Source organism: Klenkia sp. AC732 (genome assembly GCF_979256525.1).
Map to the genome: position 1 here is coordinate 149,568 of NZ_CEEDOS010000002.1, position 25,917 is coordinate 175,484.

The following is a 25,917-nucleotide window of genomic DNA, read 5'->3' on the forward strand; positions in this document are numbered from 1 at the left end:
CACCGACCCGCCGGAGGACCCGATGACCAGCACCCTGCCCGACGTGGGCGCCTTCGCCCGCGAGCACGCCACCTGGCACCAGGCCAAGGAGGCGACGCTGACCTCACCGCACGGCTTCCTCTCGGTCACCTCGCTGGCCTGGCTGTCCGACCGGCCGGTCGTCGTCCCCGGGGTGCCGGGCACCTGGGTGGTGGGCGACCGCGGCGTCGTGGTCACCCTCACCCAGGGTGAGCACCTGGAGGTCGACGGGTCCGCCGTCGCCGGTGAGCACGTGTTCGGCCACCTGTCCCTGCGGGAGAGCGTGCTGGCCACCGCCGGGGACACCGCCGTGGAGCTGGCCGAGCGCGGTGGCCGGTACGTCGTCCGGCTGCGTGACCCCCGGTCGCCGCTGCGCCTGGGCCACCCCGGCACGCCGGTCTTCCCGGCCGACCCGCGCTGGGCGGTCACCGGCCGCTTCACCGCCTTCGACGCACCCGTGCCGACGACCGTCGGCGGCGCGTTCGAGGGCGTCGAGCACGTCTACGACGCCCCGGGCACGGTCGAGTTCACCCTCGACGGGCAGACGTACTCCCTGCGCGCCTTCCCCGGCCACGGCGAGGGCCGGCTGATGGTGCTGTTCTCCGACGCCACGTCGGGCCGGAGCACCTACGCCTTCCGGTCGCTGACCCTGGAGGCGCCGGGTGCCGACGGCGAGGTGGTCGTGGACCTCAACCGCGCCGCCAACCTGCCGTGCGCCTACACCGACCTGGCCACCTGCCCGCTGCCGCCGGCGGAGAACCGGCTGCCGGTGGCGGTGGAGGCGGGGGAGAAGACCCCGCTCACCCGCGGCACCGCCCTCCCCACGGAGGACGGCGCGGTCCTGGCGGTCTGACCCGGGTCCCGGGCGGCACGTGGCCGCCCGGGACGGGGCGGGTCAGTCGCTGCCCTGCACCTGGTGGCGGAAGCGGTCCCGGCGGCTGTGCAGGTCCCACAGGTGCCCGGCCATCGCCTCGGGTCCCTTGACCGGGTCCCCGTCGACGATGGCCCCCGGGATGACCAGCTGGGACACCTGGATGCCCTCGGCTCCCAGCACCTCGTGCAGGAGCTGCGCGTAGGCGCTGAGCCCGGCGAAGGCGATGCTGGTCCCCGCCACCGCCGAGTTCGGGACGACGGCCGAGCCGCCGTTGACGAAGAGGATCGAGGGGTTGCTGCCCTCGGGCAGGTAGCGCATGCCCGGCAGCACCTGCCGGACCGCAGCGACCGGCCCGTAGACGGAGAACTCGACCGGACCGACGAGGTCGGCTGCGGTGGTCTCCAGCACCGGGCGCAGGAAGGTCTTGTCCGGCAGCGGGCTGTACTGCAGCACCTCGATGGGCCCCATCGTCTCGCCGATCCGGGCGAGGGTGTGGGTGATCGACTCCGGGTCACGGACGTCGGCCACGAAGCCGCCGGTGGTGATGCCCTCCGCGGCGAGGTCGGCGGCGAGCCCGGAGACGCGCGTCTGGTTGCGGGCGATCAGGGCGACGTCGAAGCCCTGGGCGCCGAAGCGGCGGGCGACGGCCGCGCCGAGGCCGCGACCGGCACCGACGATGGCGAGAACGGACATGCGGGGGGACCACCTCGGGGTAGAGCGCGCCGCGGGGAGCGACGCCGTCCCGGTGGTCCTACCCGCGCCCGGCGCCGCGACCCGTGGTCCTCCTCCTAGTCGCGCGGGTCCTGCGGGCGGCCGGCGGTGACGGAGTCCTCGCGCGACAGCTCGGCGACCAGGGCGTCGCGGCGCTCCTGCTCCAGGCGGGCGGCGGCCTCGACCGACTCGGCCTCGGTGTCGGCCCGGTAGACCCGCCACGAGTGGACGACGGCGGCGACCCAGCCGAGCACGATGACCGCGTAGACCGGCCAGCGGACGGCGTCGGCGACCTCGAAGGCGTTGAACAGCGACCGGGTGTTGGTGAACACGATGATCCCGCCGACCGCGGAGCCCAGCAGGCGAGGCGGCACGTGCCGGACCAGCCAGGCGGCGATCGGGGCGGCGATGACGCCACCGATGAGCAGACCGGCGACCCAGGTGGCGTCGATGCCCTGGGAGCCCAGGGAGAGCAGGAAGCCCAGCGAGGCGGCGAGCGCGACGATGAACTCCGAGGTGTCGATGGAGCCGATCACCTTGCGGGGCTCCATCCGGCCGCTGGCCAGGATGGCGGGGGTGCCGACCGGGCCCCAGCCGCCGCCGCCGGTGGCGTCGACGAAGCCGGCGACCAGGCCCAGCGGGCCCAGGAAGCGCTTGCGCATGGGCTTGCCGAGGTTCTGCTTGTTCAGCCCGCGGAAGGTGAAGCGGATCAGCACGTAGAGGCCCAGGACCAGCAGGATCGCGCTCATCAGCGGAGCGGCGACCGAGGTGTCCAGCGAGGCCAGGAAGGTCGCGCCGGCGAAGGCGCCGATGCCACCGGGGATGCCGATCTTGGCGACGACCTTCCAGTCGACGTTGCCGAAGCGCCAGTGCGAGGCGCCCGACACCAGCGTGGTGCCGATCTCGGCGAGGTGGACGGTGGCCGACGCCGCGGCCGGGCTGGCGCCGACAGCCAGCAGCAGCGTCGTGGAGGTGACGCCGTAGGCCATGCCCAGGCTGCCGTCGACGAGCTGGGCGCCGAGGCCCACGAGGGCGAAGAGGATCAGGGTGCGCACAGGGGTGCTCCAGGAAGAGGGTCTGGCTGGGGGAGGGGCCCGACCGCGCACCCGCGTCGGGCAGGGCGTCTCAGCAGAGGGAGACGGCCCCGGGGGAGTTCAGCGAGCCAGACAGGCTGCGGTGGTGACGCGCACCAGGTCGACGTGGATGCGGGTCACCAGGAGGTCACCTGGGAGCACACCGGTCGCCGACACGGGGCAATGTCTACCAGTCCGATGCAGAAGGGGGGAAACCCCCGTCCCGTCAGGTGGGATCGGGTTCCAGGACGTCGGCCCGGATGGTCACCAGGGCCACCAGACCGCCCAGCGCGACGAGGCCGGCGCACAGCCGCATCGCCAGCGCGTAGCCGTCGGTGAAGGCCCCGGCGTCGGCGTAGTCGTCGCCGGACAACCCCACCAGCAGCGGCAGCGCGGCCACCGAGAGCAGCTGGGCGGCGCGGGCGACGGCGTTGTTCACCCCGCTGGCCACCCCGGCCAGGTGGTCGGGTGCGGCACCGAGCACGGTGGCGGTCAGCGGCGCGACGGTGAGCGCCATCCCCAGCCCGAACAGCAGCGAGCCCGGCAGCACCCCGGTGGGCCACGACGTCCCGGCACCGACGAAGGACAGCCAGAGGACCCCGGACGCGGCGACCAGCGGGCCCACGGTCATCGGCAGCCGGGGCCCGAACCGGGTGGCCAGCGCGCCGGCCCGGGAGGACAGCAGCGAGATCACCAGGATCGAGGGCACCATCGCCGCCCCGGACTCCAGTGCGTCGTAGCCCAGCACGGTCTGCAGCTGCAGCACCAGGAAGAAGGAGAACCCGCCCAGGGCGCCGTAGACGGCCAGCGTCGTGAGGTTGGCGCCGGTGAACTGGCGGTCGGCGAAGACCCCCAGCGGGAGCATCGGGTCCGCCGTCCGCCGCTCCTGGACGACGAACCCGACGCCGGCGGCCAGGCCCACGGCCAGTGCGACCCAGGTGCCCGGCCCCGAGCCGGCGTCGATGAGGGCGTAGGTGACCCCGCCCAGCGCCAGCGCGGTCAGCACCGCCCCGGGGACGTCGAAGCGGCCGTGGTGGGCGGGGTCCCGGCTCTCGGGCACGTGCCGGACCGACACCACGACGACGGCGATCGCCAGCGGCACGTTGACCAGGAAGACCCACCGCCAGCTGACGGCGTCCACCAGGAACCCGCCCAGGAACGGGCCACCCAGCCCGGCGATGCCGCCGAGCCCGGACCACAGCCCGATCGCCCGGGCCCGGTCGGCGTGCCGGAAGGAGGACTGGATCAGCGACAGCGAGCCCGGCGTCAGGAGGGCGCCGCCGACGCCCTGCAGCACCCGCGCGGCGACCAGCAGCTCGGTGGAGGGGGCCAGCCCGCACAGCAGCGAGGTGGTGGCGAACCAGACGACGCCGACCAGGAAGACCTTCCGCCGGCCGTACCGGTCCCCGAGCGCGCCGCCGAGCAGGATCAGCGAGGCCAGCGCCAGGGTGTAGCCGGTGACGGTCCACTGCAGCCCCGACAGCGAGGAGCCCAGCTCCGCCCCGATGCTGGGCAGGGCGACGTTGACCGCGGTGGAGTCCAGGAACGCCATCGCCGAGGCGAGCACGGTGGCCAGCAGCACCCAGCGGGCCGGCGGCGTGCCGAGCGCGAGGGCGGTCGGCGGGGGAGCGGGCGGGGCGTCGTCCCTGGCCACCGGGCCCCCGTTCCTCATCCGACGATCGCGTGCGTGAGCCAGTAGACCCCGGCGGCGACGGCGCCCGCTGCCGGCAGCGTCAACACCCAGGCCACGACGATGTTCCCGGCCACGCCCCAGCGCACCGCCGACAGCCGCCGGGTGGAGCCCACGCCCATGATCGATGTGGTGGTGATGTGCGTGGTGGACACCGGCACCGCGAACACGGTGGCCGTGGTGATCATGACGCCCGACGCCACCGTCTGGGCGGAGAAGCCGCCGGCCGGGGTGAGCTGGATGATCCGCCGCCCCAGCGTGCGCATGATCCGGAAGCCGCCGGCGTAGGTGCCCGCGCTGATCGCCAGGGCGGCCGCGATCACCACCCAGAGCGGGACCTCGAAGGTGTCGATCTGGCCGGAGGTGACCAGCGCGAGGGTGATGATGCCCATCGTCTTCTGGGCGTCCTGCAGGCCGTGGCCCAGCGCCATGGTCGCGGAGCTGACGATCTGGGCGTACCGGAAGCCGCGGTTGGCCCGGGTGACGTTGGCGCCGCGGAAGGACCACAGCACCGCGAGCATCACCAGGTAGCCCAGGCCGAAGCCGACCAGCGGCGAGAGCACCATCGGGATGACGACCTTCTCCACGATGCCCAGCCACTGCACCGAGTGGACGGCGGCCAGCGCGGCGCCGACCAGCCCGCCGATGAGGGCGTGCGAGGAGGAGCTGGGCAGCCCGAAGTACCAGGTGATCAGGTTCCAGGTGATCGCGCCGACGAGGGCGGCGAAGACGATCTGCAGGCCACCGGCGCCCGAGGGGGTGTCGATGATGCCGGCACCCACGGTCTGCGCGACCTCGGTGGAGATCAGCGCCCCGACCAGGTTCATCACCGCGGCGAGGGCCAGCGCGACCTTGGGGGTGAGCGCCTTGGTGGAGACGGCGACGGCGATGGAGTTGGCCGCGTCGTGGAAGCCGTTGGTGTAGTCGAAGGCCAGGGCGACGACGACGATGACGACGAGGGCGAGGAACAACCCGTCCACGGCGGGCTCAGGACTCCTTGACGGCGATGGTCTCGACCACGTTCGCCACGTGCTCGAAGGCGTCGGCGGCCTCCTCGAGCTGGTCGGCGACCTCCTTGAGCTTGAGGATCTCCAGGGCGTCGAACTCCCCGGAGTACAGCCGGGACAGCAGCCGGCGGTACAGCTTGTCCGCCTCGTTCTCCAGGCTGTTGACCTCGATCCAGTAGTCGGAGAGGTCCTTCATCGAGCGCAGCCGGGGCATCGCGTCGGCGGTGACCTGCGCGCAGCGCTGCAGCAGCGCGACCTGCTGGCCCATCTCGGCGGGCAGCGTGCCCAGCCCGGTGAGGACGACGAGGTCGGCGGCGGCCTCGATGGCGTCCATGACGTCGTCCAGGTCGCTGGCCAGGTTGTAGATGTCCTCGCGGTCGAACGGGGTCACGAAGCTGGAGTTCAGCTGCCGGAAGACCGCGTGCGTGGCGTTGTCGCCGGCGTGCTCCAGGTCGCGCAGGACGCGGCCGAGCTCCTCGCGGCGGGTGATGTCGTGCACGAAGTCGCCCAGTACGGCGGTGGCCTCGACGAGGTTCGTCGCCGAGGCGGTGAACATGTCGTAGAAGCGCGAGTCCTTGGGCTTGAGGCTGAAGGCCACGGGAGACGACTCCGGGGGAGGTGGGGTGTCGGTCGGACGACCGCGGAGAGCCTACGACCCCTTGCGTCCACCAACCGTTCACCTCTGCGTCACCTGACGCCGGCGTCGCCCTGCCCGTCGTGGCGGTCGTCCCGCTGCTCGTCGGCCACTGCCTGCACCAGGTCGCCCCGCGCCCGGGCGACCCGCGACCGGATGGTGCCCACCGGCACGCCCGCGACCTCGGCGGCCTCGGCGTAGGGCAGGCCCATCAGCTGGGTGAGCACGAAGGCCTCGCGCCGGTCGGGGTGCAACCGGGCCAGCAGGTCCTCCACGACCGCGCCCTCCCCGACCCGGTCGGTGGTGCCGTCGGCGCGGTCGAGCAGCTCGTCGTCCCCGACCAGGGTGAGCCGTCGCCGCTTCCGGCTGCGGATGGCGTCGGCGCAGACCCGCCGGGCGATCGAGAGCAGCCAGGTGCGCACGGTGGAGCGGCCGGCAAAGCGGTGCAGCGAGCCGAACGCCCGCAGGTAGGTCTCCTGGGTCAGGTCGTCGGCGGACTGCCGGTCCCCGAGGTGCGCGCACAGCCGCCAGACGTCGGTCTGGGTCTCCCGGACCAGCGTCGCCGCGGCCACCGGGTCCCCTGCGACGGCGGCCGCGGCGACCCGCGCCAGCTCGTCGTAGGGGGTGTCCACACACCCAGTCTGACCTGTGACCCAGCCCATGTGGTCGCTGCGGGAACCCGGGACGCCCCGGCGGCGACTAGGAGGACGTGCACTGCGACGTCTACCGCGAGGCCGCCTCCGCCCGGATGGACGGGGAGGGCTCACCCGTCCCCGCGTCCGCCCTGGACGCCCACCTCGCCGGCTGCCCGGCCTGCACCGGGTGGCTGGCCGCCGCCGGACTGGTGACCCGCCGCGCCCGGCTGGCCCCGGCCCCCGCCGTCCCGGACCTGACCGCGGCCGTCCTCGGCGCCCTGCCGGCCCGGCTGCCGGGTGCCGCCGCCGCAGCCCGCTCCCGGCTGGTGACGACGGCGCTGCGGCTGCTGCTGCTGGCCGTCGGCGTCGCCCAGGTGGGGCTGGCCACGCCGTCGCTGGTGTTCGGCGAGGGTGCGATGAGCGCCCCGGTGCACATGGCGCACGAGACCGGCGCCTGGAACCTGGGTCTGGCCGTGGCCTTCCTGGCCTGTGCCGCCGCGCCGCGGCTGGCCGCCGGTGCACTGCCCTTCCTGGCCACCTTCACCGGCGTGCTCACCGTCATGACCGTCGCCGACCTGGGTGCCGGCCACGTCACCGCCGACCGGGCCACCGGGCACCTGCTGCTGCTGGCCGGGCTCGTCGTCACCGCCGTGCTGGCCTGGCGCGGGCGGCGGCGCCGCGCGGTCGGTGCCGGGTTCCGGGTGCTCGCGTGAGGCGGGTCGCCCTCCTGCTGCTCGGCCTGGTCGCGTGCGGGCTGCTCGTCGACGTCGGCACCGCCCGTCCGGCCAGCGCGCACGCCACCGTCGTCACCACCTCGCCCGGTGAGGGGGCCCGGCTGGAGGCCGCCCCCGACGAGGTGACCCTGACCTTCGACGAGGGCATCTCGCTCGGTGCCGGCTACGCCCGGGTGCTGGGCGCCGGCGGCGATCGGGTCGACACCGGCGCGGCCACGGTCTCCGACACCACGATCACCGTGCCGCTGCGCGCCGACCTCCCCGACGCCAGCTACGTCGTCACCTACCGGGTCGTGTCGGCGGACTCGCACCCCGTCTCCGGTGCCTACGCCTTCGTCGTCGGGGACGGCGAACTGGTCGCGGCCACCGACGTCGACGCCGGCAGCGACGTCGACCCGGTGGTCGGTGCACTGCTGCCGGTCGCCCGCTGGGTCGGGTTCGCCGGGCTCGCGCTGGGCGTGGGTGTCCCGGTGTTCCTGGTCGCCTGCTGGCCGGCCGGGTGGGCCGCGCCCCGGGCCCGGAGGATGACGCTGGCCGGGCTGGCCGCCGTCGGCGTCGGCGGGCTGCTGTCCTTCCTGCTGCAGGGCCCGTACGCGGCCGCCGTCGGGCTCACCGGGGTGGTCGACCCGCAGCTGTTGTCGACCACCGCCGGGTCGGCGTACGGCGCGACCCTGCTGGTCCGGGTCGTGCTCGCCGCCGGTCTGGCCGCGGTGGCCGTGCTGGCGTTCCGTGGCCGCCCCACCGTCCCGCTGCTGGCCGGGGGCGGGGTGCTGGGGTCCGGGCTCGTGCTGAGCACCGCGGCCGTCGGGCACCCGGTCGCCGGGGCGCTGCCCGGGCTGGCCGTCGTCGTCACCACCGTGCACGTGGCCGCGATGACCGCCTGGCTGGGCGGCCTGGCGGTGTTGCTGGCGGTGGTGCTGCGGCCCGGCGTGGCCGCCGGGGGGCTGGCGACCGCGCTGCCCCGGTACAGCCGGCTGGCCGCCGGGTCGGTGGCCGCGCTGGTGGTGACCGGGGTCGTGCAGTCCGTCCGCGAGGTCGGCACCCTCGGCGCCCTGCTCTCGACCACCTACGGCTGGGTGCTGGTCGCCAAGCTGGTGCTCGTCCTGGGCCTGCTCGCCGTCGCCGGGGTCAGCCGGGTGTGGGTGCAGCAGCGCCTGGGCGCCCCGCGCACCAGCTCGCGCCGGGTGGTCGCGCACGCCTACAGCGAGGACGCCGACGACGAGGACCCCGCCGCCCGCGGTCGCGCCGAGGCCGCCGTCGCCGAGGTCGGTCCGTTCCGCCGGTCGGTGCTGATCGAGCTCGCCGTCGCCGCCGTCGTGCTGGCGCTGTCGGCGGTGCTCGTGGGCACCCCGCCGGCCAAGGCCGCCGTCGCGGACCCGGTCGACGTCACCCTGCCGCTGGAGAGCGCCACCGGGACCGACGGCAGCGTGCAGCTGTCGCTGGACCCGGCCTCGCCGGGCCCGAACACGCTGCACGTCTACCTCTTCGACGACACCGGCCAGCTGACCCAGCCGCAGGCGCTGCGGGTCACGCTGACGGAGGCCCAGCAGCAGATCGGCCCGCTCGACGTCGACCTCGAGCCGGCCGGGCCCGGCCACACCATCGGCGACGCGCAGGTGCCCACTGCCGGCACCTGGACGCTCACCGTCACCGTGCGGCTCGACGAGTTCACCGCCCTCACGGCGGCCACCACCTTCCCCGTGCGCTGACCGGCGCACACCCGATCGACAGGAGAACCATGTCCACCGCACCCCGCCGTCTCGCCGTCCTGACGTTGGCCACCGGCATCGCCGTGGTCGCCGGCAGCGGTGTCGCGTCCGCCCACGTCAACGTCTCCTCGGCCGACGCCGCGCCGGGCGGCTACGGCGTCTTCACCTTCCGGGTGCCCAACGAGAGCGACACGGCCAGCACCACCTCGCTGCGCATCCAGCTGCCCACCGACACCCCGCTGACCTTCGTGCAGGCCGAGCCGGTCGCCGGCTGGACCATCACCCCCACCACCACCCAGCTGGACCCGCCGGTGGAGTCCGACGGCGAGGAGATCACCCAGGCCGTCACCGTCGTGCAGTTCACCGCCGAGACCGGCGGGGGGATCGCCCCCGGCCAGTTCCAGGAGTTCTCGCTGCTGGGCGGCCCCTTCCCGGACGCCGACAGCGTCTCCTTCGCCGCGGTGCAGACCTACAGCGACGGCAGCGAGGCGGCCTGGATCGAGCCGACCGTGGAGGGCCAGGACGAGCCGCAGTACCCCGCGCCGGTGCTGGAGCTCGCCGCCGGGACCGAGGCGGCCGGGGACGCGCACGGCTCGGGGTCCGCGGACGCCGACGCCGGCACCACCACCGAGGCGGCGTCGGGCGACGAGGACGGCAACGGCCTGGCGGTCACCGCGCTGGTGCTGGGTGGGCTCGGCCTGGTCGCCGGCCTGGCCGGACTCGCCCTGGGGCTCACCGCGCGCCGTCGTACCGTGGGGTCGTGAGGGCACCAGTGCACGGACACCGGACCGGACTGGCCGCGACGGCGGTGGGGGCACTGCTCCTGCTGGCCGGCTGCAGCGGCGGTGAGGGCGGCAGTGGTGCCGCGGGCTCCGGGCACGACCACGCCGCGGGCGAGGCCCCGGCGACCGTGTCCGGGCCGTCGAACCCCTACGACGGCCTGTTCCTGCGCGACGCCTACCAGAAGCCGGACTTCACGCTCACCGACCAGACGGGTGCGCCCTACGACTTCGCCGCCCAGACGGCGGACGGGCCGACGCTGTTGTTCTTCGGCTACACCAACTGCCCCGACATCTGCCCCACGACGATGGCCGACGTCGCCATCGCGCTGCAGAGCGTCGACCCGGCGGTGGCCGAGGCGACCCGCGTGGTGTTCGTGACCACCGACCCGACGCGGGACAGCCCCGAGGTGCTGGGGGAGTACCTGGGCCGGTTCTCCACCGGGATCGCCCCGGAGATCGTCGGTCTGACCGGTGACCAGTCGCAGGTCGACGCGGCCCAGCTGTCCGCGGGCGTGCCGCTGGCCGAGGAGATGGGCCAGCAGCACAGCTCGCTGCTGCTGCTGTACGGCACGGACGGCGAGGCCGACGTCGCCTTCGACGCCGGCAACACCTCCCGGGACATCGCGCACGACCTGTCCCTCGTGGCCGCCGAGTGACGGCAGACTGAGCGCCGTGGGCGACGGGGCGGTGCGGCGGGCCGGTGCGCGGGCGCTGACCGTGCTGCTCGGCCTCGTCGCCGTGCTCGCGCTGGCCGGTCCGGCGGTCGCGCACGTGGGCAGCGGCGCTGCGGGCAGCGACTTCGACGGCCGGGTCACCTCGGTGTCTCCCGCGGTGCCGGGGCTCACCGTGCGGGTGCTCCAGTTCGGCGACGAGATCGAGGTGGTCAACACCACCGACACCGAGCTCTCCGTGCCGGGCTACTCCGGTGAGCCCTACCTGCGGATCGGCCCGGACGGCGTCTGGCGCAACAGCCGCAGCCCGGCCACCACGATCAACCTGGACCGCTTCGCCCGCACCGAGCTGCCCGAGGACGCCGACGCGCAGGCGACCCCGGTCTGGGAGCAGGTCTCCACCCAGCCGCAGTACGTGTGGCACGACCACCGCACGCACTGGATGAGCGAGGGCCTGCTGCCCCCGGAGGTGGCCGCGGACCCGACCAGCGAGCACACCGTCTTCGCCTGGACCGTGCCGATGTCCCTCGGCGGCGCCCCGGTCGACGTCGAGGGGGTGCTCACCTGGTCCCCGCCGCCACCGGCCTGGCTGGTGTGGCCGGTGTACCTGCTGCTCCTCGGGCTGGTGGTGGCCGCCGGCCTGCGCGCACCCCGCGCCCTCGCCGCCGCCCTGGCCGTCGGCGCCGCCGCCTCGCTGTGGCACGCGCTCAGCACGCCGGCCCCGGCGGTGAGCGTGAGCTCGCACCTGGCAGCCGTGGCCTCCGCCCTGCTGCCTGCGCTGCTGGTCGGGGCCGTGGCGCTGCTGGGTGTCCGGGCCGCGTCGCGCGGGCGCGGCTCGCTGACCGGGGTGCTCGCCGTCGTCGCCGGGTGGCTGCTGCTGGTTCAGGGACTGCCCGACGTCGACGTGCTCTGGACGGCGAACGTGCTGGGCACCGGGCCCGCGCTGCTGGCCCGGGCCGCGGTGGCGGTGCTGCTGGCCGGTGGACTCGGCCTGGTCGTCGGCGGTGCGCTGGCGGCCCGCCGGTGGCGGGCGGTCGAGACCGTCCCGGCCTGACCCGCCGAGAGGATGGTCACGGGTTCAACCACCTTCGGCGTGGGCACACCCTCCACCTGTGACACCTCTCCGCGTGCTGTCCGCCGTCCTCGCGTCGACGGCCCTGCTCGGTGGCTGCGCTGCGGAGAACGACCTGGGGCAGACCGCCGCCCAGGAGCGGCCCGGGCACGAGTCTGCTGCCCAGGTCGAGGTGAGCAAGGACGTCACGGTCACCGCCGCGCGACTGCAGCGCCCGGCCGACGGCGACCTGGCCGCCGGTGACGACGTCGTCCTCGGGCTGACGGTGAGCAACACCGGCGGGTCCGACGACGAGCTGGTGTCGGTCACGGGGACCGGCTTCGGCGCTGTCCTGGGTGGCCCGTGGACGGTGCCGGCCGGGGGCGAGCTGACCGCCGGTGGTCCGGGGGCGGACACGCTCACCCTCCCCGGGCTCCTCGCGGGTCTGCCGGTCGGGGACGCCCTGCAGGTCACGTTCGTCTTCGAGCGTTCCGGCGACGTGACGCTGACCGTGCCCTACGAGGGCTGACCCGCCGGGGGTCCCGCCCCGCGGATCAGCGCCGGTCGTGGCAGGCTCGGGGACGTGGGCGGGGTCGCGCAGGTGCAGCTGCTGGCAGCCCAGGGTCCCCCGCCGGGCGCCGCGCCCAACCTGGGCCTGGCCGTCCTGCTGGCGCTGCTGTCGGCGTGCGCCTTCGCCGTCTCCACCGTCGTCCAGCACCGGGCCGCCACCGCGGCCGGTGAGGACCTGCCGCAGGGCGCGGTCCTCCGGCTGGTCGGCAAGCTGGTCCGCAACCGGGCCTGGATCGCCGGGCAGGGCGCCGCGCTGGCGGGGTTCCTGCTGCACGCCGCCGCGCTGAAGTTCGGGCCGGTCGTCGTCGTGCAGCCGCTGCTCAGCGGTGGGCTGGTCATCTCCCTGGCCCTGGGTGCAGTGGTGGACCGCCGGCACGCCGACCGGGTGCTGCCCGAGCGGGGTCAGTGGATCGCCGCCGGCGTGGTCGCGGTGACCCTCGGTCTCTTCGTCGTCTCCGCCATGCCGCGGCACGGCTCGTCCTACGCCGACCCGACCGCGTTGCTGGCGTGCGCCGGGGGAGCGGCCCTGTTGATGGTGGGCGCGGCCCTGTGGGCGCTGCGTCCGGACGCCCCGCACAAGGCGCTGGCCCTGGGGGTGGCGGCCGGTGGCGGTTTCGGCATCACCGGACTGGTGCTCAAGGACGTCGTCGCGCACCCGCCGGCGGAGCTGCTCACCAGCTGGACCACCTACCTGCTGCTGGTCTCCGGTGCGGCCTCCATCGTCTTCGCCCAGTGGGCCTACCAGTCCGGGGCGCTCATCGAATGCCTGCCGGTGATGGCCGTGCTGGAGCCGCTGGTCGCGGTCGGGCTGGCGGCGCCGGTGTACGGCGAGCAGCTCGCACCCGGGTTCCTGGCGACCACCGGGCAGGTCGTCGGGGTGGTCGGGCTGGTGGTCGGGGTGGCCGTGCTGGCCCGGCGGACCGCGGCCCGGGAGACCACGGGCGTGCCGCTGGCCGTCCCGGCACCGGCACCGGCCCCGCACCCGCACCCCCGCCGGCGGGGCTGACCCTCCCGACCGGATCGGCCCGAATGACAGCGATGTCATTTGGCACACGGCGTGTCTCGGGAGACGCGCCGTCCAGGGGGTCACAGGCAGGTCACGGCTCGTTACGTTGTGCGGCATCGGTCGCGGTGCGCGGTCGGGGGACGCACACACCGGGGGACGCAGCATGGCGGCAGGTCGCAGCGCGGGACGGGCCACCACCGGCGCACGCGCGCTCCGCCGCCGACCGGCCGCCCTGCTCGTCGCACTCGCCCTGGGCGGTGTCCTCGCCGGGGTCGTCGGACTGCCCGCCGTCCCCGCCGCGACCGCCGACAGCAGCGTCGCCGAGGTCCTGCTGGCCTCGGAGGACGCGGCGTTCGCCGACGAGGTCATGCCGCAGATGGCGATCACCGAGGCCGAGGCGCAGGAGCGGCTGGTCGAGGTCGCGGCGTCCCGGGCGCAGCGCGAGGCCGACGCGGTCGCTGCCGCCGAGGCCGCCCGGCCCGACGCGGTGGCGCCCGTCGACGGCGCCCGGATGACGACCTGCTTCTGTCAGCGCTGGGGCACCATGCACTGGGGCATCGACCTCGCCGCCCCGATGCTCACCCCCGAGTACGCGGCGGAGGACGGCGTCGTCGTCCGGGCCGGTGCGGCCAGCGGCTACGGCCAGGCCGTCTACGTCCTGGGCGTCAGCGGCGACGTGACCGTCTACGGCCACATGGAGGAGATCGAGGTCTCCGCCGGCGACACGGTGCAGGCCGGCGACACGATCGCGCTGCTGGGCAGCCGCGGGCAGTCCACCGGACCGCACCTGCACTTCGAGGTGCACGTGGGCGGCATGAACGGCCCGCCCACCGACCCGGTCGAGTGGCTCCGCGAGCGCGGCGTCGAGCTCTGACCGACGCCCCCGCCTAGGGGCGGAAGCGGTAGCCCATCCCGGGTTCGGTGTGCAGGTACCGCGGGTGGGCGGGGTCGGGTTCCAGCTTGCGGCGCAGCTGGGCCAGGTAGACCCGCAGGTAGTTGGTCTCGGTCTCGTACGCCGGGCCCCACACCGACTGCAGCAGCTGCCGCTGGCCGACCAGCCGGCCCGGCGCGCGCACCAGCTCCGACAGCAGCGCCCACTCGGTCGGGGTCAGCCGCACCGGGACGCCGTCGACGGTGACCTGCCGGGCGGCCAGGTCCACGGTGAAGTGGTCGGTGACGACGACGGGGTCGGTGGTCTCGGTGGACCGCCGGCGCAGCACCGCGCGCAGCCGGGCCAGCAGCTCGTCCATGTCGAAGGGCTTGGTCACGTAGTCGTCGGCGCCGGCGTCCAGCGCGGCGACGGCGTCCGCGCTGGCGGTGCGGGCGGTGAGCACCAGCACGGGGCCGGTGAACCAGGGCCGGAGCCCGGCGAGCACCTCCGTGCCGTCCAGGTCGGGCAGGCCCAGGTCCAGGACGACGACGTCGGGGTGCGACGCGGCGGCCTCGCGGAGCGCGGTGGCGCCGTCGGGGGCCACGACGACCTCGTGCCCGGCGGCGCGCAGGGTGATCCGCAGGGCGCGCAGCAGCTGGGGGTCGTCGTCGACGACCAGCACCCGGCTCATGCCGCGACCTGCAGCGACAGCACCATGGTCAGCCCGCCGCCGGGGGTGTCCTCGGCGTCCAGCGTGCCGCCCATGGCCTCGGTGAGCCCGCGGGCCACGGCCAGCCCCAGCCCGACGCCGTGCCCGGACGGGGCGTCGCCGAGCCGCTGGAACGGGGCGAAGACCCGCTCCCGGTCGGCGGCGGGCACGCCCGGACCGCGGTCGACGACCCGCAGCTCGACCCGGTCGCCGACGGTGCCGGCGGTGACGGCGAGTGCCCCGGCGGGGGCGTGCCGGGCGGCGTTGTCCACCAGGTTGGCGACCACGCGCTCCAGCAGGCCGGGGTCGGCGAGCACCGGCGGCAGGTCGTCGGGGGCGGTGACGGCGACCCTGGCGGGGTCTTCCAGCCAGGTCAGGGCACGGTGCACGACGCCCACCAGGTCGGCGGGTGCGGTGACCGGGGTGACGGCGCCGGCCTGCAGCCGGCTCATGTCCAGCAGGTTGTCCACCAGCCCGGTGAGCCGGTCGGCCGAGACGTCCACGGTCTCGACGAGCTCCTCGCGGTCGGCGTCGGTGAGCGCCAGCTGGGTGGAGCGCAGCGCGGAGGACGCGGCCTTGATGCCGGCCAGCGGGGTGCGCAGGTCGTGGCTGACGGCGGCCAGCAGGGCCGTGCGCATGCTGTTGCCGGCGGCCAGCCGGTCGGCCTCGGCGGCGGCGACGGCGAGCCGGCCCTGCTGCAGCGCGACCGCGGCCTGCTCGGCGAAGGCGACCAGCACCCGGCGGTCCCCGGGGGTCAGCACCCGGCCGGTGAGCTGCAGGTCCAGGGTGTCGGTGACGGTCAGGGAGTCGACGTCCCCGACCGGGGTGCCGCAGGAGCCGACCACCGCACCGTCCTCGACGAGGGCGACCGAGTGCAGCCCGAACGCCTCGCGGACCTGCTCGAGCAGGCTGGGCAGCGCCTGGGCCCCGGCCAGCACGGAGCGTGACAGTGAGGCCAGCAGCGCGGTCTCGGCGCGCGACCGGGCGGCCGCGGTGGCCCGGCGGGCGGAGCGGTCCACGACGGTGGCCACGGCGACCGCGACGACCAGGTACCCGCCGAGGGCGACGACGTCGTCGAGCTGGTCGACGGTGAGCCGGCCGGTGGGCTGGGTGAAGTACCAGTTCTCGGCCAGCCCACCGACGACGGCCGCCACCAGGGCGGGGTACAGCCCGCCGACCAGGGCGACGGCGACGACGAGCAGCAGGAAGACCAGCAGCACGCTGGCGAGTGACAGGGCGGGGCCGGCGGCCAGGCACAGCGCGGTGACCGCCGGGACGCCCAGCAGCGCGACGGCGAGGCCGGCCCAGCGGCGGCGGGCGGTGAGCGCGCCGGTCAGCGGGGGCAGTCGCAGCCCTCGGGACCCGGCGGCGGCGTGGGTGACGGTGTGCACGTCGATCTCGCCGGACCGGGCGACCACCGCCCCGCCCACGCCGCCCCGGAGGGCGCGCGCCCAGCGGCTGCGCCGTGAGGTGCCGACGACGAGCTGGGTGGCGTCCACCCCACGCGCGAACTCCAGCAGGGCGCCGGCGACGTCGTCCCCGACGACCTGGTGGTACGTGCCGCCGAGGGACTCGACGAGCGCGCGCTGGGCGCGCAGCGCCGCGGGGGAGGCCCCGGTGAGGCCGTCGGAGCGCAGCACGTGCACGGCCAGCAGCACGCCGTCCCCACCGCGGCGGGCGACCCGGGCGGCGCGGCGCACCAGCGTCTCGCCCTCCGGGCCGCCGGTGAGGGCGACGACGACCCGCTCGCGGGTCTCCCAGACGTGGTCGATGTCGTGCTCGGCGCGGTAGCGGCGCAGTCCCTCGTCGACCCGGTCGGCCAGCCACAGCAGGGCCAGCTCGCGCAACGCGGTCAGGTTGCCGACCCGGAACCAGGCGCCCATGGCGGCGTCGACGCGCTCGGCCGGGTAGACGTTGCCGTGCGCCAGCCGCCGGCGCAGCGACTCCGGCGACATGTCGACCAGCTCGACCTGGTCGGCCCGCCGGACCACCTCGTCGGGCACCGTCTCGCCCTGGGTGACGCCGGTGATCTGGGCGACGACGTCGGTGAGGCTGGCCAGGTGCTGCACGTTCACCGTGGTCAGCACGCAGATGCCGGCCGCGACGAACTCCTCGACGTCCTGCCAGCGGAACCGGTTGCGGGAGCCGGGGGCGTTGGTGTGCGCGAGCTCGTCGACGACGACGACCTCGGGGTGCCGGGCGAGCACGCCGTCGACGTCGAGCTCGGACAGCGTGACGCCGCGGTGGGTGACGGTCGCGCGGGGGAGGACCTCGAGACCCTCGAGCTGGGCCCGGGTGCGGTCCCGGCCGTGGGTCTCCACGACACCGACGACGACGTCGGTGCCCCGGGCCGCGCGCCGGTGCGCCTCGCCCAGGGCGGCGAAGGTCTTCCCGACGCCTGGTGCGGCGCCCAGGTAGACGCGCAACGTGCCCCGGCCCATGTGCTCCATGATCACCCCGCCGCGGGCCGCGCCGGTGCTCCCGGCGTCAAGGTCGCGTCAGGATCTGCCCCGCGGGGGTGACTCCGGGTCACGTCGTGGCGACCGGCGTCCTCGGACGGGTGGCAGGCGCGCCCCGACGGTGCGACCCACGGCGCGCGAGGACTGGACGGTCCGGTTCCGGAGCACTCGCGGGGGACGAAGGTCCCTCGAGCCTCGGCAACCGTGCCGGCGTCGTCTTCTGTGAACGACGCACCCGGTCCCCCGCGGACCGGAGACGGGAGCGCCGACGTGACGTCGGTCCTCGACCACCCCACCCTGTCCACCCGCGGCCGGCGGCTCACCGTGGCCGGCAGCCTCGCCGCCGCGCTGCTGCTGGTCACCGTGGGCTCGCTGGGCACCGCCACCCCGGCGCGGGCGGCGACCGCCGTCGGGCTGGGTGCGGCGGACTCCTTCGCCGTGCTCGCCGGCGCCGGCATCACCAACACCGGCCCGACCACGCTGACCGGGGACACCGGCACCTTCCCGACGACGTCGGTCACCGGCGGCGCCTCGATCACCCAGACCGGGACGGCGCACGGCGGGGACGCCGTCACCCAGCAGGCCAAGACCGACCTGGTGACCGCCTACGACAGCGCGGCCGCCCAGCAGCCGCCGACGGCGCTGCCCGCCGACCCCACCGGGCTGACCCTCGTGCCCGGCGTCTACACCCAGGCGGTCGACATCGACCTGTCCGGCGTCCTCACCCTGGACGCCGGGGGGACGCCGTCGGCGGTGTTCGTCTTCCAGGCCGGTCGCGACCTGCTGACCGCCAGCAACAGCCGCATCGACCTGGTGAACGGCGCGCAGGCCTGCAACGTGTTCTGGCAGGTCGGGGCCTCCACGACGCTGGGCACCGGCAGCCTGCTGCGCGGCACGGTGCTGGCGCTGACCTCGATCACCGCACAGACCTCGGCGGTCGTCGAGGGGCGGCTGCTGGCCCGCAACGGCGCGGTCACCCTGGACTCGAACACGATCACCCGGCCGGCGTGCGTGACGACCCCGACCACCACGCCGACCACCACGCCGACCACCACGCCGACCACCACGCCGACGACCACCCCGACCACCAGCGCCGGCCCGACGACGACGCCGCCGGTGGTCACCCCGCCGACCGCGACCTCCCCGGCGCCGACCCCGGCGGCCACCGCCACCGCGACTCCCGCACCCGGCCCGGCGACGCGTCCGGGCGGGAACGGCGGGAACGGCGGGAGTGGCGGCACGGGCGGCCGTGGTGACGGCGGCACGACCGGCTCCGGTGGGTACTCGCAGGTCGACGTGGTCCCGCGTGGCTCGGTGGACACCGGCGACGGTTCCGCCGTCCGTCCGTGACCCGGTACGGCCGGGCTCGGCGGACCTCCCTGTCCGCGCTGGCCGCCCTGCTGCTGGCCGGCTGCGGGTCGGCTGCGGCAGCCCCGGACCCGGCACCGGCGCCCGCGGCCGTGTCCGCGGCCGCAGCCGCCCCGACGGTCGCCGCGCCCGTGGTGCTCACCGCGTCGAGGCCGCTGCGGGTCCGGGTGCCGGCCATCGGCGTCGACTCCGGGCTGGTGGACCTGGGCCTGCAGGCCGACGGCTCCCTGGAGGTGCCCGCGGAGGGCTTCCCCGCGGGCTGGTTCACCGGCTCCCCGACCCCGGGCGAGCGCGGCCCGGCCGTGCTGGCCGGGCACGTCGACTGGGCCGGGTCGCCCGGCGTCTTCGCCGAGCTCGCGCAGCTGGCACCCGGGGACGCCGTGCTCGTCGACCGGACCGACGGCAGCACCGCCACCTTCGTGGTGACCCTGGTCGACCAGGTCGCCAAGGCCGACTTCCCGACCGAGGAGGTGTACGGCGACCTCGGGCACGCCGGGCTGCGGCTGATCACCTGCGGCGGGGAGTTCGACGGCTCCACCGGGGACTACCTGGACGACGTCGTCGTCTACGCCGACCTGGTGGCCTGACCCGGCTCCCCGCCCGCGCCCGCCGTCAGGACGGCGTCAAGGGCCGGGCACCGCGGCGTCAAGGACCCGTCAAGAGGCCGTTCGGGGGCCTCCGGCGCTCCTAACGTCGCCGACCGCGAGGGCCCGACGACGGGTCGGCCCCGCGGGAGGAAGAGGTGCGACTCAGGTGACCGATGTGGTCTACGTGCTCCTGACGCTGGCGGTCTTCGGGCTGCTGGCGCTGGCCGTGCGCGGGGTGGAGCGGCTGTGACCGAGACCTGGGTCGGGTTGGCGGTCGCCGTGGGGCTGGTCGCCTACCTGCTGGCGACGCTGCTGTTCCCGGACCGGTTCTGATGACCGGCTGGCTGCAGGTCGGGCTGCTCGTGGTGGCGCTGGCCGTCGTCCACAGGCCGCTGGGTGACTGGATGGCGCGGGTGTACACCAGCCCGGCGCACTGGCGGGTGGAGGAGCTGGTCTACCGGGCGGTCGGCGTGGACGCCGACTCCGAGCAGCGCTGGCCCACCTTCCTGCGCAGCGTGCTGGCGTTCTCCCTGGTCGGGGTGCTGGCGCTGTACGCGCTGCAGCGGGTGCAGGGGCTGCTGCCCCTGGGCAACGGGATGGCCGGGGTCGAGCCCTCCAGTGCCTGGAACACCGCGGTCAGCTTCGTGACCAACACGAACTGGCAGGGCTACGCGGGTGAGTCGACGATGGGCCACCTGGTCCAGATGGCCGGCCTCGCCGTGCAGAACTTCGTGTCCGCCGCGGTCGGGCTGGCGGTGCTCGCGGCCCTGGTCCGCGGGTTCGCCCGGGCCGGCACCGACCGGCTGGGCAACGCGTGGGTCGACGTCACCCGCTCGGTGGTCCGGCTGCTGCTGCCGCTGGCCGTGCTCGCCACGGTGGTGCTGGTCCTCGGCGGTGTCGTGCAGAGCCTGCGGGCCGGCACCGACGTGTCGACGCTGGCCGGGGGCACCCAGTGGGTGCCCGGCGGGCCGGTGGCCTCGCAGGAGGCGATCAAGGAGCTGGGCACCAACGGCGGCGGGTTCTTCAACGCCAACTCCGCGCACCCCTTCGAGGGGCCGACCGCCTGGGTGTCGCTCTTCCAGGTCTTCCTCATGCTGCTGATCCCGTTCTCGCTGCCCCGCACGTTCGGCGCGATGGTCGGCGACCGGAAGCAGGGGTACGCGATCCTCGGCGTGATGGCCACGCTGGCCACGATCTCGGTGTCGCTGTTGAGCGGGTTCCAGGCCGGGGCGCTCCCGGAGGGCCAGGAGGTCCGCTTCGGCGGACCGCTGTCCGCGCTCTTCGCGGCGTCCACCACGCTGACCTCGACCGGGGCGGTCAACGCCCAGCACGACTCGCTGAGCCCGCTCGGCGGCATGGTCACGTTGTTCGACATGATGCTGGGCGAGGTCGCGCCCGGCGGGGTGGGCTCCGGGCTCTACGGGATGCTGGTGCTCGCCGTCGTCGCCGTCTTCGTCGCGGGCCTCATGGTCGGCCGGACGCCGGAGTACCTGGGCAAGAAGCTCGGCCGCCGGGAGATGACCCTGGCCTCCCTCTACATCCTCACCACCCCGGCGATCGTGCTGGTCGGGACGGCGGTCGCGGTCAGCCTGCCGGCCGGGCAGGCCGGGATGCTCAACGACGGGCCGCACGGTCTCTCCGAGGTGCTCTACGCCTTCACCTCCGCCGGCAACAACAACGGCTCCGCGTTCGCCGGGCTCAGCGCGAACACGACCTTCTACAACACCGCGCTCGGGCTGGCCATGCTGCTGGGCCGCTTCGTGCCGATCGTGCTGGTCCTCGCCCTGGCCGGCCGCCTGGGCGAGCAGGGCCGCACGCCGGTCACCGCCGGCACCCTCCCCACGCACCGGCCGCTGTTCGCCGGCCTGCTCACCGCCGTCGTCCTCGTGGTCGTCGGTCTCACCTACTTCCCCGTGCTCGCGCTCGGGCCTCTCGCCGAAGGACTCTCATGACCGCCGTCGTGCTGGACCGACCTGCTCCCGAGCAGGCGCCCCGGCCCACCATCGAGTGGGGGCCGGCGCTGGCCGGCGCCGTCCGCAAGCTGGACCCCCGGGGCCTGGTCCGCCAGCCCGTGGTGTTCACCGTCTGGGTCGGCTCGGTGTTCTCCACCGTGCTCGCCGTGGCCGACCCCTCGGTGTTCGGCTGGGCGATCGCGGTGTGGCTGTGGCTGACCGTGCTGTTCGCCAACGTCGCCGAGGCCGTCGCCGAGGGGCGCGGGAAGGCGCAGGCGGCGTCCCTGCGGAAGGCCAAGACCACCGCGGTCGCGGTGCTGGAGGACGGCCGTGAGGTGCCGGCGGCCTCGCTGACCCCGGGGGACCGGGTGGTGGTGGTCGCCGGCCAGGTGGTCCCCGGGGACGGCGACGTCGTCGAGGGCATCGCCAGCGTCGACGAGTCGGCGATCACCGGGGAGTCCGCGCCGGTGATCCGGGAGTCCGGCGGCGACCGCTGTGCGGTGACCGGCGGGACGACGGTGCTCTCGGACCGGGTGGTCGTGCAGATCACCAGCAAGCCGGGGGAGACCTTCGTCGACCGGATGATCGCCCTGGTCGAGGGCGCCTCGCGGCAGAAGACCCCGAACGAGACGGCGCTGGACATCCTGCTGTCCTCGCTGACCATCGTCTTCGTCCTGGCCGTGGTGACGCTGCAGCCGATCGCCGCCTGGTCGGGCGCCGGGCAGTCGCTGACCGTGCTCATCGCGCTGGTGGTCTGCCTCATCCCCACGACGATCGGGGCGCTGCTGTCGGCCATCGGCATCGCCGGGATGGACCGGCTGGTGCAGCGCAACGTGCTGGCGATGAGCGGGCGGGCCGTGGAGGCCGCCGGCGACGTCGGCACGCTGCTGCTGGACAAGACCGGCACCATCACGCTGGGCAACCGGCAGGCGGCGTCGTTCCGCCCCGTCGGCGACGCGTCCCCCGAGGACGTCGCTGCTGCGGCGGTGCTGGCGTCGCTGGCCGACGAGACGCCGGAGGGCCGGTCGGTCGTCGTCCTCGGTGGAGGAGCGGTGCCGCGACCCGAGGGTGCCTTTTTCGTGGAGTTCACCGCGCAGACCCGGATGAGCGGGGTCGACCTGCCCGACGGCCGGCAGCTGCGCAAGGGCGCGGCAGGTGCGGTGCAGGCCTGGGTGCGCTCGCTGGGCGGTGCGGTGCCCACCGAGGTGCCCGGCGTCGTCGCCGAGGTCTCGACGGCCGGCGGGACGCCGCTGCTGCTGGCCTCCGCCGGCCCGGACGGCGCGCGGGTGCTCGGCGTCATCGAGCTCAAGGACGTCGTCAAGCCCGGCATGCGCGAGCGCTTCGACGAGCTGCGCCGGATGGGCATCCGCACCGTGATGATCACCGGGGACAACGAGGCGACGGCGCGGGCCATCGCCGCCGAGGCCGGGGTGGACGACGTCCTGGCGGAGGCGACGCCGGAGGACAAGCTGGCCCTCATCGCCCGCGAGCAGGAGGGTGGCCGGCTGGTCGCGATGACCGGCGACGGGACCAACGACGCCCCCGCGCTGGCGCAGGCCGACGTCGGGGTGGCGATGAACACCGGGACGTCGGCGGCCAAGGAGGCCGGCAACATGGTCGACCTGGACTCCGACCCGACCAAGCTGATCGAGATCGTCGCTATCGGCAAGCAGCTGCTCATCACCCGCGGCTCGCTGACCACGTTCTCCATCGCCAACGACCTGGCCAAGTACTTCGCGATCCTGCCGGCGATGTTCGCCCCGGCCTTCCCGGGCCTGGACACCCTCAACGTGATGCGGCTGTCCTCGCCGGAGTCGGCGATCCTGTCGGCCGTCGTGTTCAACGCGCTGATCATCGTGGCGCTGGTGCCGCTGGCTCTGCGGGGCGTGCGCTACCGACCCGGGACGGCCTCGGCCCTGCTGTCCCGCAACCTGCTGGTCTACGGCGTCGGCGGCGTGGTGCTGCCCTTCGTCGGGATCAAGGCCATCGACCTGCTCGTCTCCTCCATCCCCGGGATCGCGTGATGCTCCGACAGCTCCTCGCCGCCGTCCGTGCCGTGTTGGTGGCCACCGTGGTCCTCGGCCTGGCGTACCCGCTGCTGATGACCGGCCTGGCCCAGGTGGTCGCCCCGGCCCGGGCCGACGGCTCGCTGGTGACCGTCGACGGGACCGTCGTGGGGTCCGCGCTCATCGGGCAGGGCTTCGTGTCCGCGGACGGCGACCCGCTGCCCCGGTACTTCCAGTCCCGGCCCTCGGCAGGCGACTGGGACGGCCGGGCGTCGGGCGGGTCGAACCTGGGGCCGTCGTCCCCGGAGCTGGCCGAGGCGGTCGCCACCCGCCGGGCCGAGGTCGCCGCGTTCAACGGCGTCCCCGAGTCGGCCGTGCCCGACGACGCGGTGACGACGTCGGCGTCCGGGCTGGACCCGCACATCTCCCCGGCCTACGCCCAGCTGCAGGTGGCCCGGGTCGCCGAGGCCCGCGGGGTGCCCGTCTCCGAGGTGGCCGACCTGCTCGCCGAGGCCACCCACGGCCGTGACCTGGGTTTCATCGGCGCGCCGCACGTGGACGTGCTGGAGCTCAACGTCGCCCTGGACCGGGCCTTCGACTGACCGACGGCCGAGGGGGCGTGCGGCACGCCCCGGCGCCCCCTCGGCCGTCACTCGGCGACACGCAGGTGGACAGGACCCCCCTCCGGGGAGGCCGCGCGGGGACTGTATGGTTGTCCACGGCTCGGACACACCAGACCGGGTCGCAAGGGGCTGTGGCGCAGCTGGTAGCGCACCACACTGGCAGTGTGGGGGTCAGGGGTTCGAGTCCCCTCAGCTCCACCCCGATGACCAGGCCGTTCTCCATCTGGAGGACGGCCTGAGTCGTCTCTGGTTGCAGTTCTGGTTGCAGTTTGCCCACCCTTACCTGGCAGCAGCAGGGCGCTCATCCGGTCGGCGGCCTCACGGGCCAGCGCCGGCATGACGTGGCTGTAGATGTCCATGGTGGTGCGCATCTGGCTGTGGCCGAGCAGCTCCATGACGACCCTCGGGTGGACGTTCTCGCTCAGCAGCAGCGTCGCGGCGGTGTGCCGGCCGTCGTGCAGCCGGACGTGCCGCACGCCGGCGGCCTGGAGCAGCCGGGTCCAGTCGTCGTGGTCGGTCTTCTTGTCGATCGGCCGGCCGTTGGGCTGGGCGAACACCAGGTCCTCGTCGTGCCACTCGGAGCCGGCCAGCATCTGCTCGCCGAGCTGCGCGGCCTTGTGGCGGTGCAGCTCGTCGACGAGAGGCAGCGGCAGGGCGAGCGTGCGCTGGCTGCGGCGGGTCTTGGGCTCCTCGTAGATCAGTCCGCCGCCGCGGACCCGGTGGATGCTCCGCCGGACCGTCAACGTGCCGGTGAGCAGGTCGATGTCCTTCCACTGCAGGGCCAGGGCCTCGGACTGTCGCAGGCCGAGGGCGAGGGCGACGGTCCAGCGCGCGGAGTTGCGCACATGAGCCGCGGCTCCCAGGACGGCGCGGGCCTCGCCGAGGTCGAGGGCGGTGGCGAGGTCGCTCTGTTTCTGAGCTGGTGGGTCGACGAGCCCGGCCACGTTGCGCGCGACGTGGCCCCGTTGCATGGCGACGGTGAGCGCTCGGGACAGGATGCGGTGATGGCGCAGCACGGTGGCGGGGGAGTAGCCGGCGTCGAGGAGCGCGGTGTAGAGCTGGTCGAGGTGCTCGGGGCGCAGCCGGTCGAGGCGGTGCCGTCCGAGTCCGGGGATCAGGTGCTTGCGGACAGCGGACTCGTAGCTCTCCAGGGTCCGCTGCCGCACCCGGCGCGGGGCGATGGTGGTGAGCCAGTGCTCCAGCCAGTCAGCGACGGTCGGGGTGGAGACGGCGCTGAGGGTCCCGGCGTCGCGCTTGCGTTCCAGGTCGCGGACCTTCGCGACGACCACGGCCCGGGTCTTGCCGGTGACGTGCCGGCGGTCGGCCTTGCCGGTCAGGGTGAAGCCGACGGAGACGTAGCCATGCCACCGCCCGTCGGCGTCCTGGTAGATCGTCGACTCGCCGTTCGAGGCGCGTCCCGCCATCGGTTACCCCTGGGTCGTGGGCTGGAGTGTCAGTCTGGCCGAGCGATCCGACACCGGCGGAGCGGTTGTGGACTCACGCGGCATCGGGCGACGTCGGGCCGAGTTCGAAGAGTTCACGCTGGTCCGTGGTGGTCCGGGCCCGGCGCAGCGTGCGGGGGGCTTCCAGGCCGCGAACGTAGCGTTCGAGCTCGCTGCGGGAGAGGCGGCAGCTCCGGCCGATGTGGACGGGGCGCAGGTCGCCAGCCTTCATCAGCGCGTAGACCGTCGTGCGCCCGAGGCGGAGCACCGTGGCGGCCTCCTCGGGTGTTAGGAGCAGCGGGTTGCTGGAGACCGGCTCCTGAGGTCGCTGCGCGTCGCTCATCTCGCCCTCCTCGGCGCGTGGCCTCGTGCGCCGGCGACGGCCGGCGCCTCACGCCTACCTGGAGAAGGCGCCAATCCCGGCCCATTGGTGACAGTGCCGGGCCGAGCTTCTGTTTTTCTCCAGTCCCTGCTGTCCGAGCTCCTGATCACCTGGGGCCGACGGTCGTCGAGTTGCTCGGTCTCCTGACCTGCTCCGGCGCGTCTTCGGTTTTCCTCCAGTACGTCAACCAGTTCGGGCGGTGTCATGCGGTCGCAGCGCAGGCATCGAGGGTCCCGCTCGACGAGGTCCGCACGATCCGGGGCTCGGCGTGCTAGGTGTACTGCCCGGACAGGTTGGTGCACGGTCTCTGTTCGAGGCTGATCTTGATGTGAGGAGGGACCTCCGGGTTCTGT

At 74.6% G+C, this 25,917-nt stretch carries 25 protein-coding genes, 1 tRNA gene and 1 pseudogene; 16 read left to right on the forward strand and 11 right to left on the reverse strand.

Features of this window, described 5'->3' with window-relative positions:
• The first annotated feature begins 22 nt into the window (after positions 1-22).
• The gene (locus tag AC0IVP_RS01725; RefSeq protein ID WP_471754140.1) at positions 23-871 is read left to right on the forward strand and encodes a DUF1684 domain-containing protein; all 849 of its coding nucleotides are present in this window, start codon (positions 23-25) and stop codon (positions 869-871) included.
• Between the two features lie 42 nt (positions 872-913).
• Here the strand turns inward: AC0IVP_RS01725 and AC0IVP_RS01730 are convergent, their stop codons facing one another.
• The 7 genes from AC0IVP_RS01730 to AC0IVP_RS01760 form a co-directional block, all read right to left on the reverse strand.
• Complete coding sequence (locus tag AC0IVP_RS01730) at positions 914-1,585, reverse strand: SDR family NAD(P)-dependent oxidoreductase (protein ID WP_056296854.1); 672 nt, start codon at positions 1,583-1,585, stop codon at positions 914-916.
• A gap of 95 nt (positions 1,586-1,680) precedes the next feature.
• Entirely contained in the window at positions 1,681-2,658 is a 978-nt protein-coding gene (locus tag AC0IVP_RS01735; RefSeq protein WP_056296857.1) for a sulfite exporter TauE/SafE family protein, read from the reverse strand.
• 99 nt (positions 2,659-2,757) lie between these two features.
• Positions 2,758-2,853, reverse strand: coding sequence for a putative leader peptide (locus tag AC0IVP_RS01740; protein ID WP_369800043.1), 96 nt, complete (start codon positions 2,851-2,853; stop codon positions 2,758-2,760).
• 49 nt (positions 2,854-2,902) lie between these two features.
• Positions 2,903-4,330, reverse strand: coding sequence for an MFS transporter (locus tag AC0IVP_RS01745; RefSeq protein ID WP_471754142.1), 1,428 nt, complete (start codon positions 4,328-4,330; stop codon positions 2,903-2,905).
• Positions 4,331-4,344: 14 nt separating this feature from the next.
• Positions 4,345-5,346 carry an inorganic phosphate transporter gene (locus AC0IVP_RS01750; RefSeq protein ID WP_200938999.1) on the reverse strand — a complete coding sequence of 334 codons (1,002 nt, stop codon included), beginning with the start codon at positions 5,344-5,346 and terminating at the stop codon, positions 4,345-4,347.
• A 7-nt stretch (positions 5,347-5,353) separates the two neighbouring features.
• On the reverse strand, positions 5,354-5,971 hold the full coding sequence (locus AC0IVP_RS01755) for a DUF47 domain-containing protein (protein ID WP_056296862.1): 618 nt from the start codon (positions 5,969-5,971) through the stop codon (positions 5,354-5,356).
• 89 nt (positions 5,972-6,060) lie between these two features.
• Positions 6,061-6,639, reverse strand: coding sequence for a sigma-70 family RNA polymerase sigma factor (locus tag AC0IVP_RS01760; RefSeq protein WP_235564838.1), 579 nt, complete (start codon positions 6,637-6,639; stop codon positions 6,061-6,063).
• 77 nt (positions 6,640-6,716) lie between these two features.
• On the opposite strand from AC0IVP_RS01760, the gene AC0IVP_RS01765 reads away from it, so the two are divergent.
• The 8 genes from AC0IVP_RS01765 to AC0IVP_RS01800 all read left to right on the forward strand — a co-directional run bounded on the left by AC0IVP_RS01765 (position 6,717) and on the right by AC0IVP_RS01800 (position 14,039).
• Positions 6,717-7,355 (forward strand): zf-HC2 domain-containing protein, encoded by a 639-nt coding sequence (locus AC0IVP_RS01765; protein ID WP_471754144.1) that lies wholly within the window; start codon positions 6,717-6,719, stop codon positions 7,353-7,355.
• Positions 7,352-9,085 carry a copper resistance CopC/CopD family protein gene (locus AC0IVP_RS01770; protein WP_056296869.1) on the forward strand — a complete coding sequence of 578 codons (1,734 nt, stop codon included), beginning with the start codon at positions 7,352-7,354 and terminating at the stop codon, positions 9,083-9,085. The genes AC0IVP_RS01765 and AC0IVP_RS01770 overlap by 4 nt, the downstream gene beginning before the upstream one ends.
• A gap of 29 nt (positions 9,086-9,114) precedes the next feature.
• Positions 9,115-9,849, forward strand: coding sequence for a YcnI family copper-binding membrane protein (locus AC0IVP_RS01775; RefSeq protein WP_471754146.1), 735 nt, complete (start codon positions 9,115-9,117; stop codon positions 9,847-9,849).
• A complete protein-coding gene (locus AC0IVP_RS01780; RefSeq protein ID WP_471754148.1) occupies positions 9,846-10,523 on the forward strand; it encodes an SCO family protein in 678 nt (225 codons plus the stop codon). Before AC0IVP_RS01775 ends, AC0IVP_RS01780 begins: the two co-directional genes overlap by 4 nt.
• 16 nt (positions 10,524-10,539) lie before the next feature.
• Entirely contained in the window at positions 10,540-11,592 is a 1,053-nt protein-coding gene (locus AC0IVP_RS01785) for a hypothetical protein (protein ID WP_471754149.1), read from the forward strand.
• A gap of 58 nt (positions 11,593-11,650) precedes the next feature.
• Entirely contained in the window at positions 11,651-12,118 is a 468-nt protein-coding gene (locus AC0IVP_RS01790; RefSeq protein WP_471754151.1) for a copper chaperone PCu(A)C, read from the forward strand.
• Between the two features lie 54 nt (positions 12,119-12,172).
• Positions 12,173-13,165 carry a DMT family transporter gene (locus AC0IVP_RS01795; RefSeq protein ID WP_056296880.1) on the forward strand — a complete coding sequence of 331 codons (993 nt, stop codon included), beginning with the start codon at positions 12,173-12,175 and terminating at the stop codon, positions 13,163-13,165.
• A 163-nt stretch (positions 13,166-13,328) separates the two neighbouring features.
• Complete coding sequence (locus tag AC0IVP_RS01800) at positions 13,329-14,039, forward strand: M23 family metallopeptidase (RefSeq protein ID WP_056296883.1); 711 nt, start codon at positions 13,329-13,331, stop codon at positions 14,037-14,039.
• Positions 14,040-14,052: 13 nt separating this feature from the next.
• Here AC0IVP_RS01800 and AC0IVP_RS01805 read toward each other — a convergent pair whose 3' ends face one another.
• Positions 14,053-14,727, reverse strand: a complete 675-nt coding sequence (locus AC0IVP_RS01805; protein WP_471754153.1) for a response regulator — start codon at positions 14,725-14,727, stop codon at positions 14,053-14,055.
• Positions 14,724-17,186, reverse strand: coding sequence for a sensor histidine kinase (locus AC0IVP_RS01810; protein ID WP_471754155.1), 2,463 nt, complete (start codon positions 17,184-17,186; stop codon positions 14,724-14,726). The genes AC0IVP_RS01805 and AC0IVP_RS01810 overlap by 4 nt, the downstream gene beginning before the upstream one ends.
• 288 nt (positions 17,187-17,474) lie before the next feature.
• Between AC0IVP_RS01810 and AC0IVP_RS01815 the strand changes: the two genes are divergently transcribed.
• The 7 genes from AC0IVP_RS01815 to AC0IVP_RS01845 all read left to right on the forward strand — a co-directional run bounded on the left by AC0IVP_RS01815 (position 17,475) and on the right by AC0IVP_RS01845 (position 23,938).
• Positions 17,475-18,554 carry an ice-binding family protein gene (locus AC0IVP_RS01815; RefSeq protein WP_471754157.1) on the forward strand — a complete coding sequence of 360 codons (1,080 nt, stop codon included), beginning with the start codon at positions 17,475-17,477 and terminating at the stop codon, positions 18,552-18,554.
• On the forward strand, positions 18,551-19,159 hold the full coding sequence (locus tag AC0IVP_RS01820) for a class F sortase (protein ID WP_471754159.1): 609 nt from the start codon (positions 18,551-18,553) through the stop codon (positions 19,157-19,159). Before AC0IVP_RS01815 ends, AC0IVP_RS01820 begins: the two co-directional genes overlap by 4 nt.
• A gap of 246 nt (positions 19,160-19,405) precedes the next feature.
• Entirely contained in the window at positions 19,406-19,492 is an 87-nt protein-coding gene (kdpF, locus tag AC0IVP_RS01825; protein WP_082557003.1) for a K(+)-transporting ATPase subunit F, read from the forward strand.
• Positions 19,492-21,111 (forward strand): potassium-transporting ATPase subunit KdpA, encoded by a 1,620-nt coding sequence (kdpA, locus tag AC0IVP_RS01830; protein WP_471754161.1) that lies wholly within the window; start codon positions 19,492-19,494, stop codon positions 21,109-21,111. Before kdpF ends, kdpA begins: the two co-directional genes overlap by 1 nt.
• Positions 21,108-23,135: a potassium-transporting ATPase subunit KdpB gene (gene kdpB / locus AC0IVP_RS01835; RefSeq protein WP_471754163.1), complete on the forward strand. Its 2,028-nt coding sequence runs from the start codon at positions 21,108-21,110 to the stop codon at positions 23,133-23,135. The genes kdpA and kdpB overlap by 4 nt, the downstream gene beginning before the upstream one ends.
• Positions 23,135-23,719: a potassium-transporting ATPase subunit KdpC gene (gene kdpC, locus AC0IVP_RS01840; RefSeq protein WP_056298104.1), complete on the forward strand. Its 585-nt coding sequence runs from the start codon at positions 23,135-23,137 to the stop codon at positions 23,717-23,719. Before kdpB ends, kdpC begins: the two co-directional genes overlap by 1 nt.
• Before the next feature lie 146 nt (positions 23,720-23,865).
• A tRNA-Ala gene (locus AC0IVP_RS01845) sits at positions 23,866-23,938 on the forward strand.
• 152 nt (positions 23,939-24,090) lie between these two features.
• On the opposite strand, the pseudogene AC0IVP_RS01850 reads toward AC0IVP_RS01845, so the two are convergent.
• Both AC0IVP_RS01850 and AC0IVP_RS01855 read right to left on the reverse strand, forming a co-directional pair.
• Positions 24,091-25,164, reverse strand: a pseudogene (locus AC0IVP_RS01850) (tyrosine-type recombinase/integrase); the annotation flags it as partial.
• 73 nt (positions 25,165-25,237) lie between these two features.
• Positions 25,238-25,525 (reverse strand): helix-turn-helix domain-containing protein, encoded by a 288-nt coding sequence (locus AC0IVP_RS01855; RefSeq protein WP_471754165.1) that lies wholly within the window; start codon positions 25,523-25,525, stop codon positions 25,238-25,240.
• Positions 25,526-25,917 lie beyond the last annotated feature (392 nt).

Bases quoted from the DNA above. Each gene is read 5' to 3' on its own strand.
- AC0IVP_RS01725 (WP_471754140.1), top strand. From the start codon at position 23: ATGACCAGCACCCTGCCCGACGTGGGCGCCTTCGCCCGCGAGCACGCC.
- AC0IVP_RS01730 (WP_056296854.1), bottom strand. From the start codon at position 1,585: ATGTCCGTTCTCGCCATCGTCGGTGCCGGTCGCGGCCTCGGCGCGGCC.
- AC0IVP_RS01775 (WP_471754146.1), top strand. From the start codon at position 9,115: ATGTCCACCGCACCCCGCCGTCTCGCCGTCCTGACGTTGGCCACCGGC.
- AC0IVP_RS01800 (WP_056296883.1), top strand. From the start codon at position 13,329: ATGGCGGCAGGTCGCAGCGCGGGACGGGCCACCACCGGCGCACGCGCG.
- AC0IVP_RS01805 (WP_471754153.1), bottom strand. From the start codon at position 14,727: ATGAGCCGGGTGCTGGTCGTCGACGACGACCCCCAGCTGCTGCGCGCC.
- AC0IVP_RS01810 (WP_471754155.1), bottom strand. From the start codon at position 17,186: ATGGGCCGGGGCACGTTGCGCGTCTACCTGGGCGCCGCACCAGGCGTC.
- kdpA (WP_471754161.1), top strand. From the start codon at position 19,492: ATGACCGGCTGGCTGCAGGTCGGGCTGCTCGTGGTGGCGCTGGCCGTC.
- kdpB (WP_471754163.1), top strand. From the start codon at position 21,108: ATGACCGCCGTCGTGCTGGACCGACCTGCTCCCGAGCAGGCGCCCCGG.
- kdpC (WP_056298104.1), top strand. From the start codon at position 23,135: ATGCTCCGACAGCTCCTCGCCGCCGTCCGTGCCGTGTTGGTGGCCACC.
- AC0IVP_RS01855 (WP_471754165.1), bottom strand. From the start codon at position 25,525: ATGAGCGACGCGCAGCGACCTCAGGAGCCGGTCTCCAGCAACCCGCTG.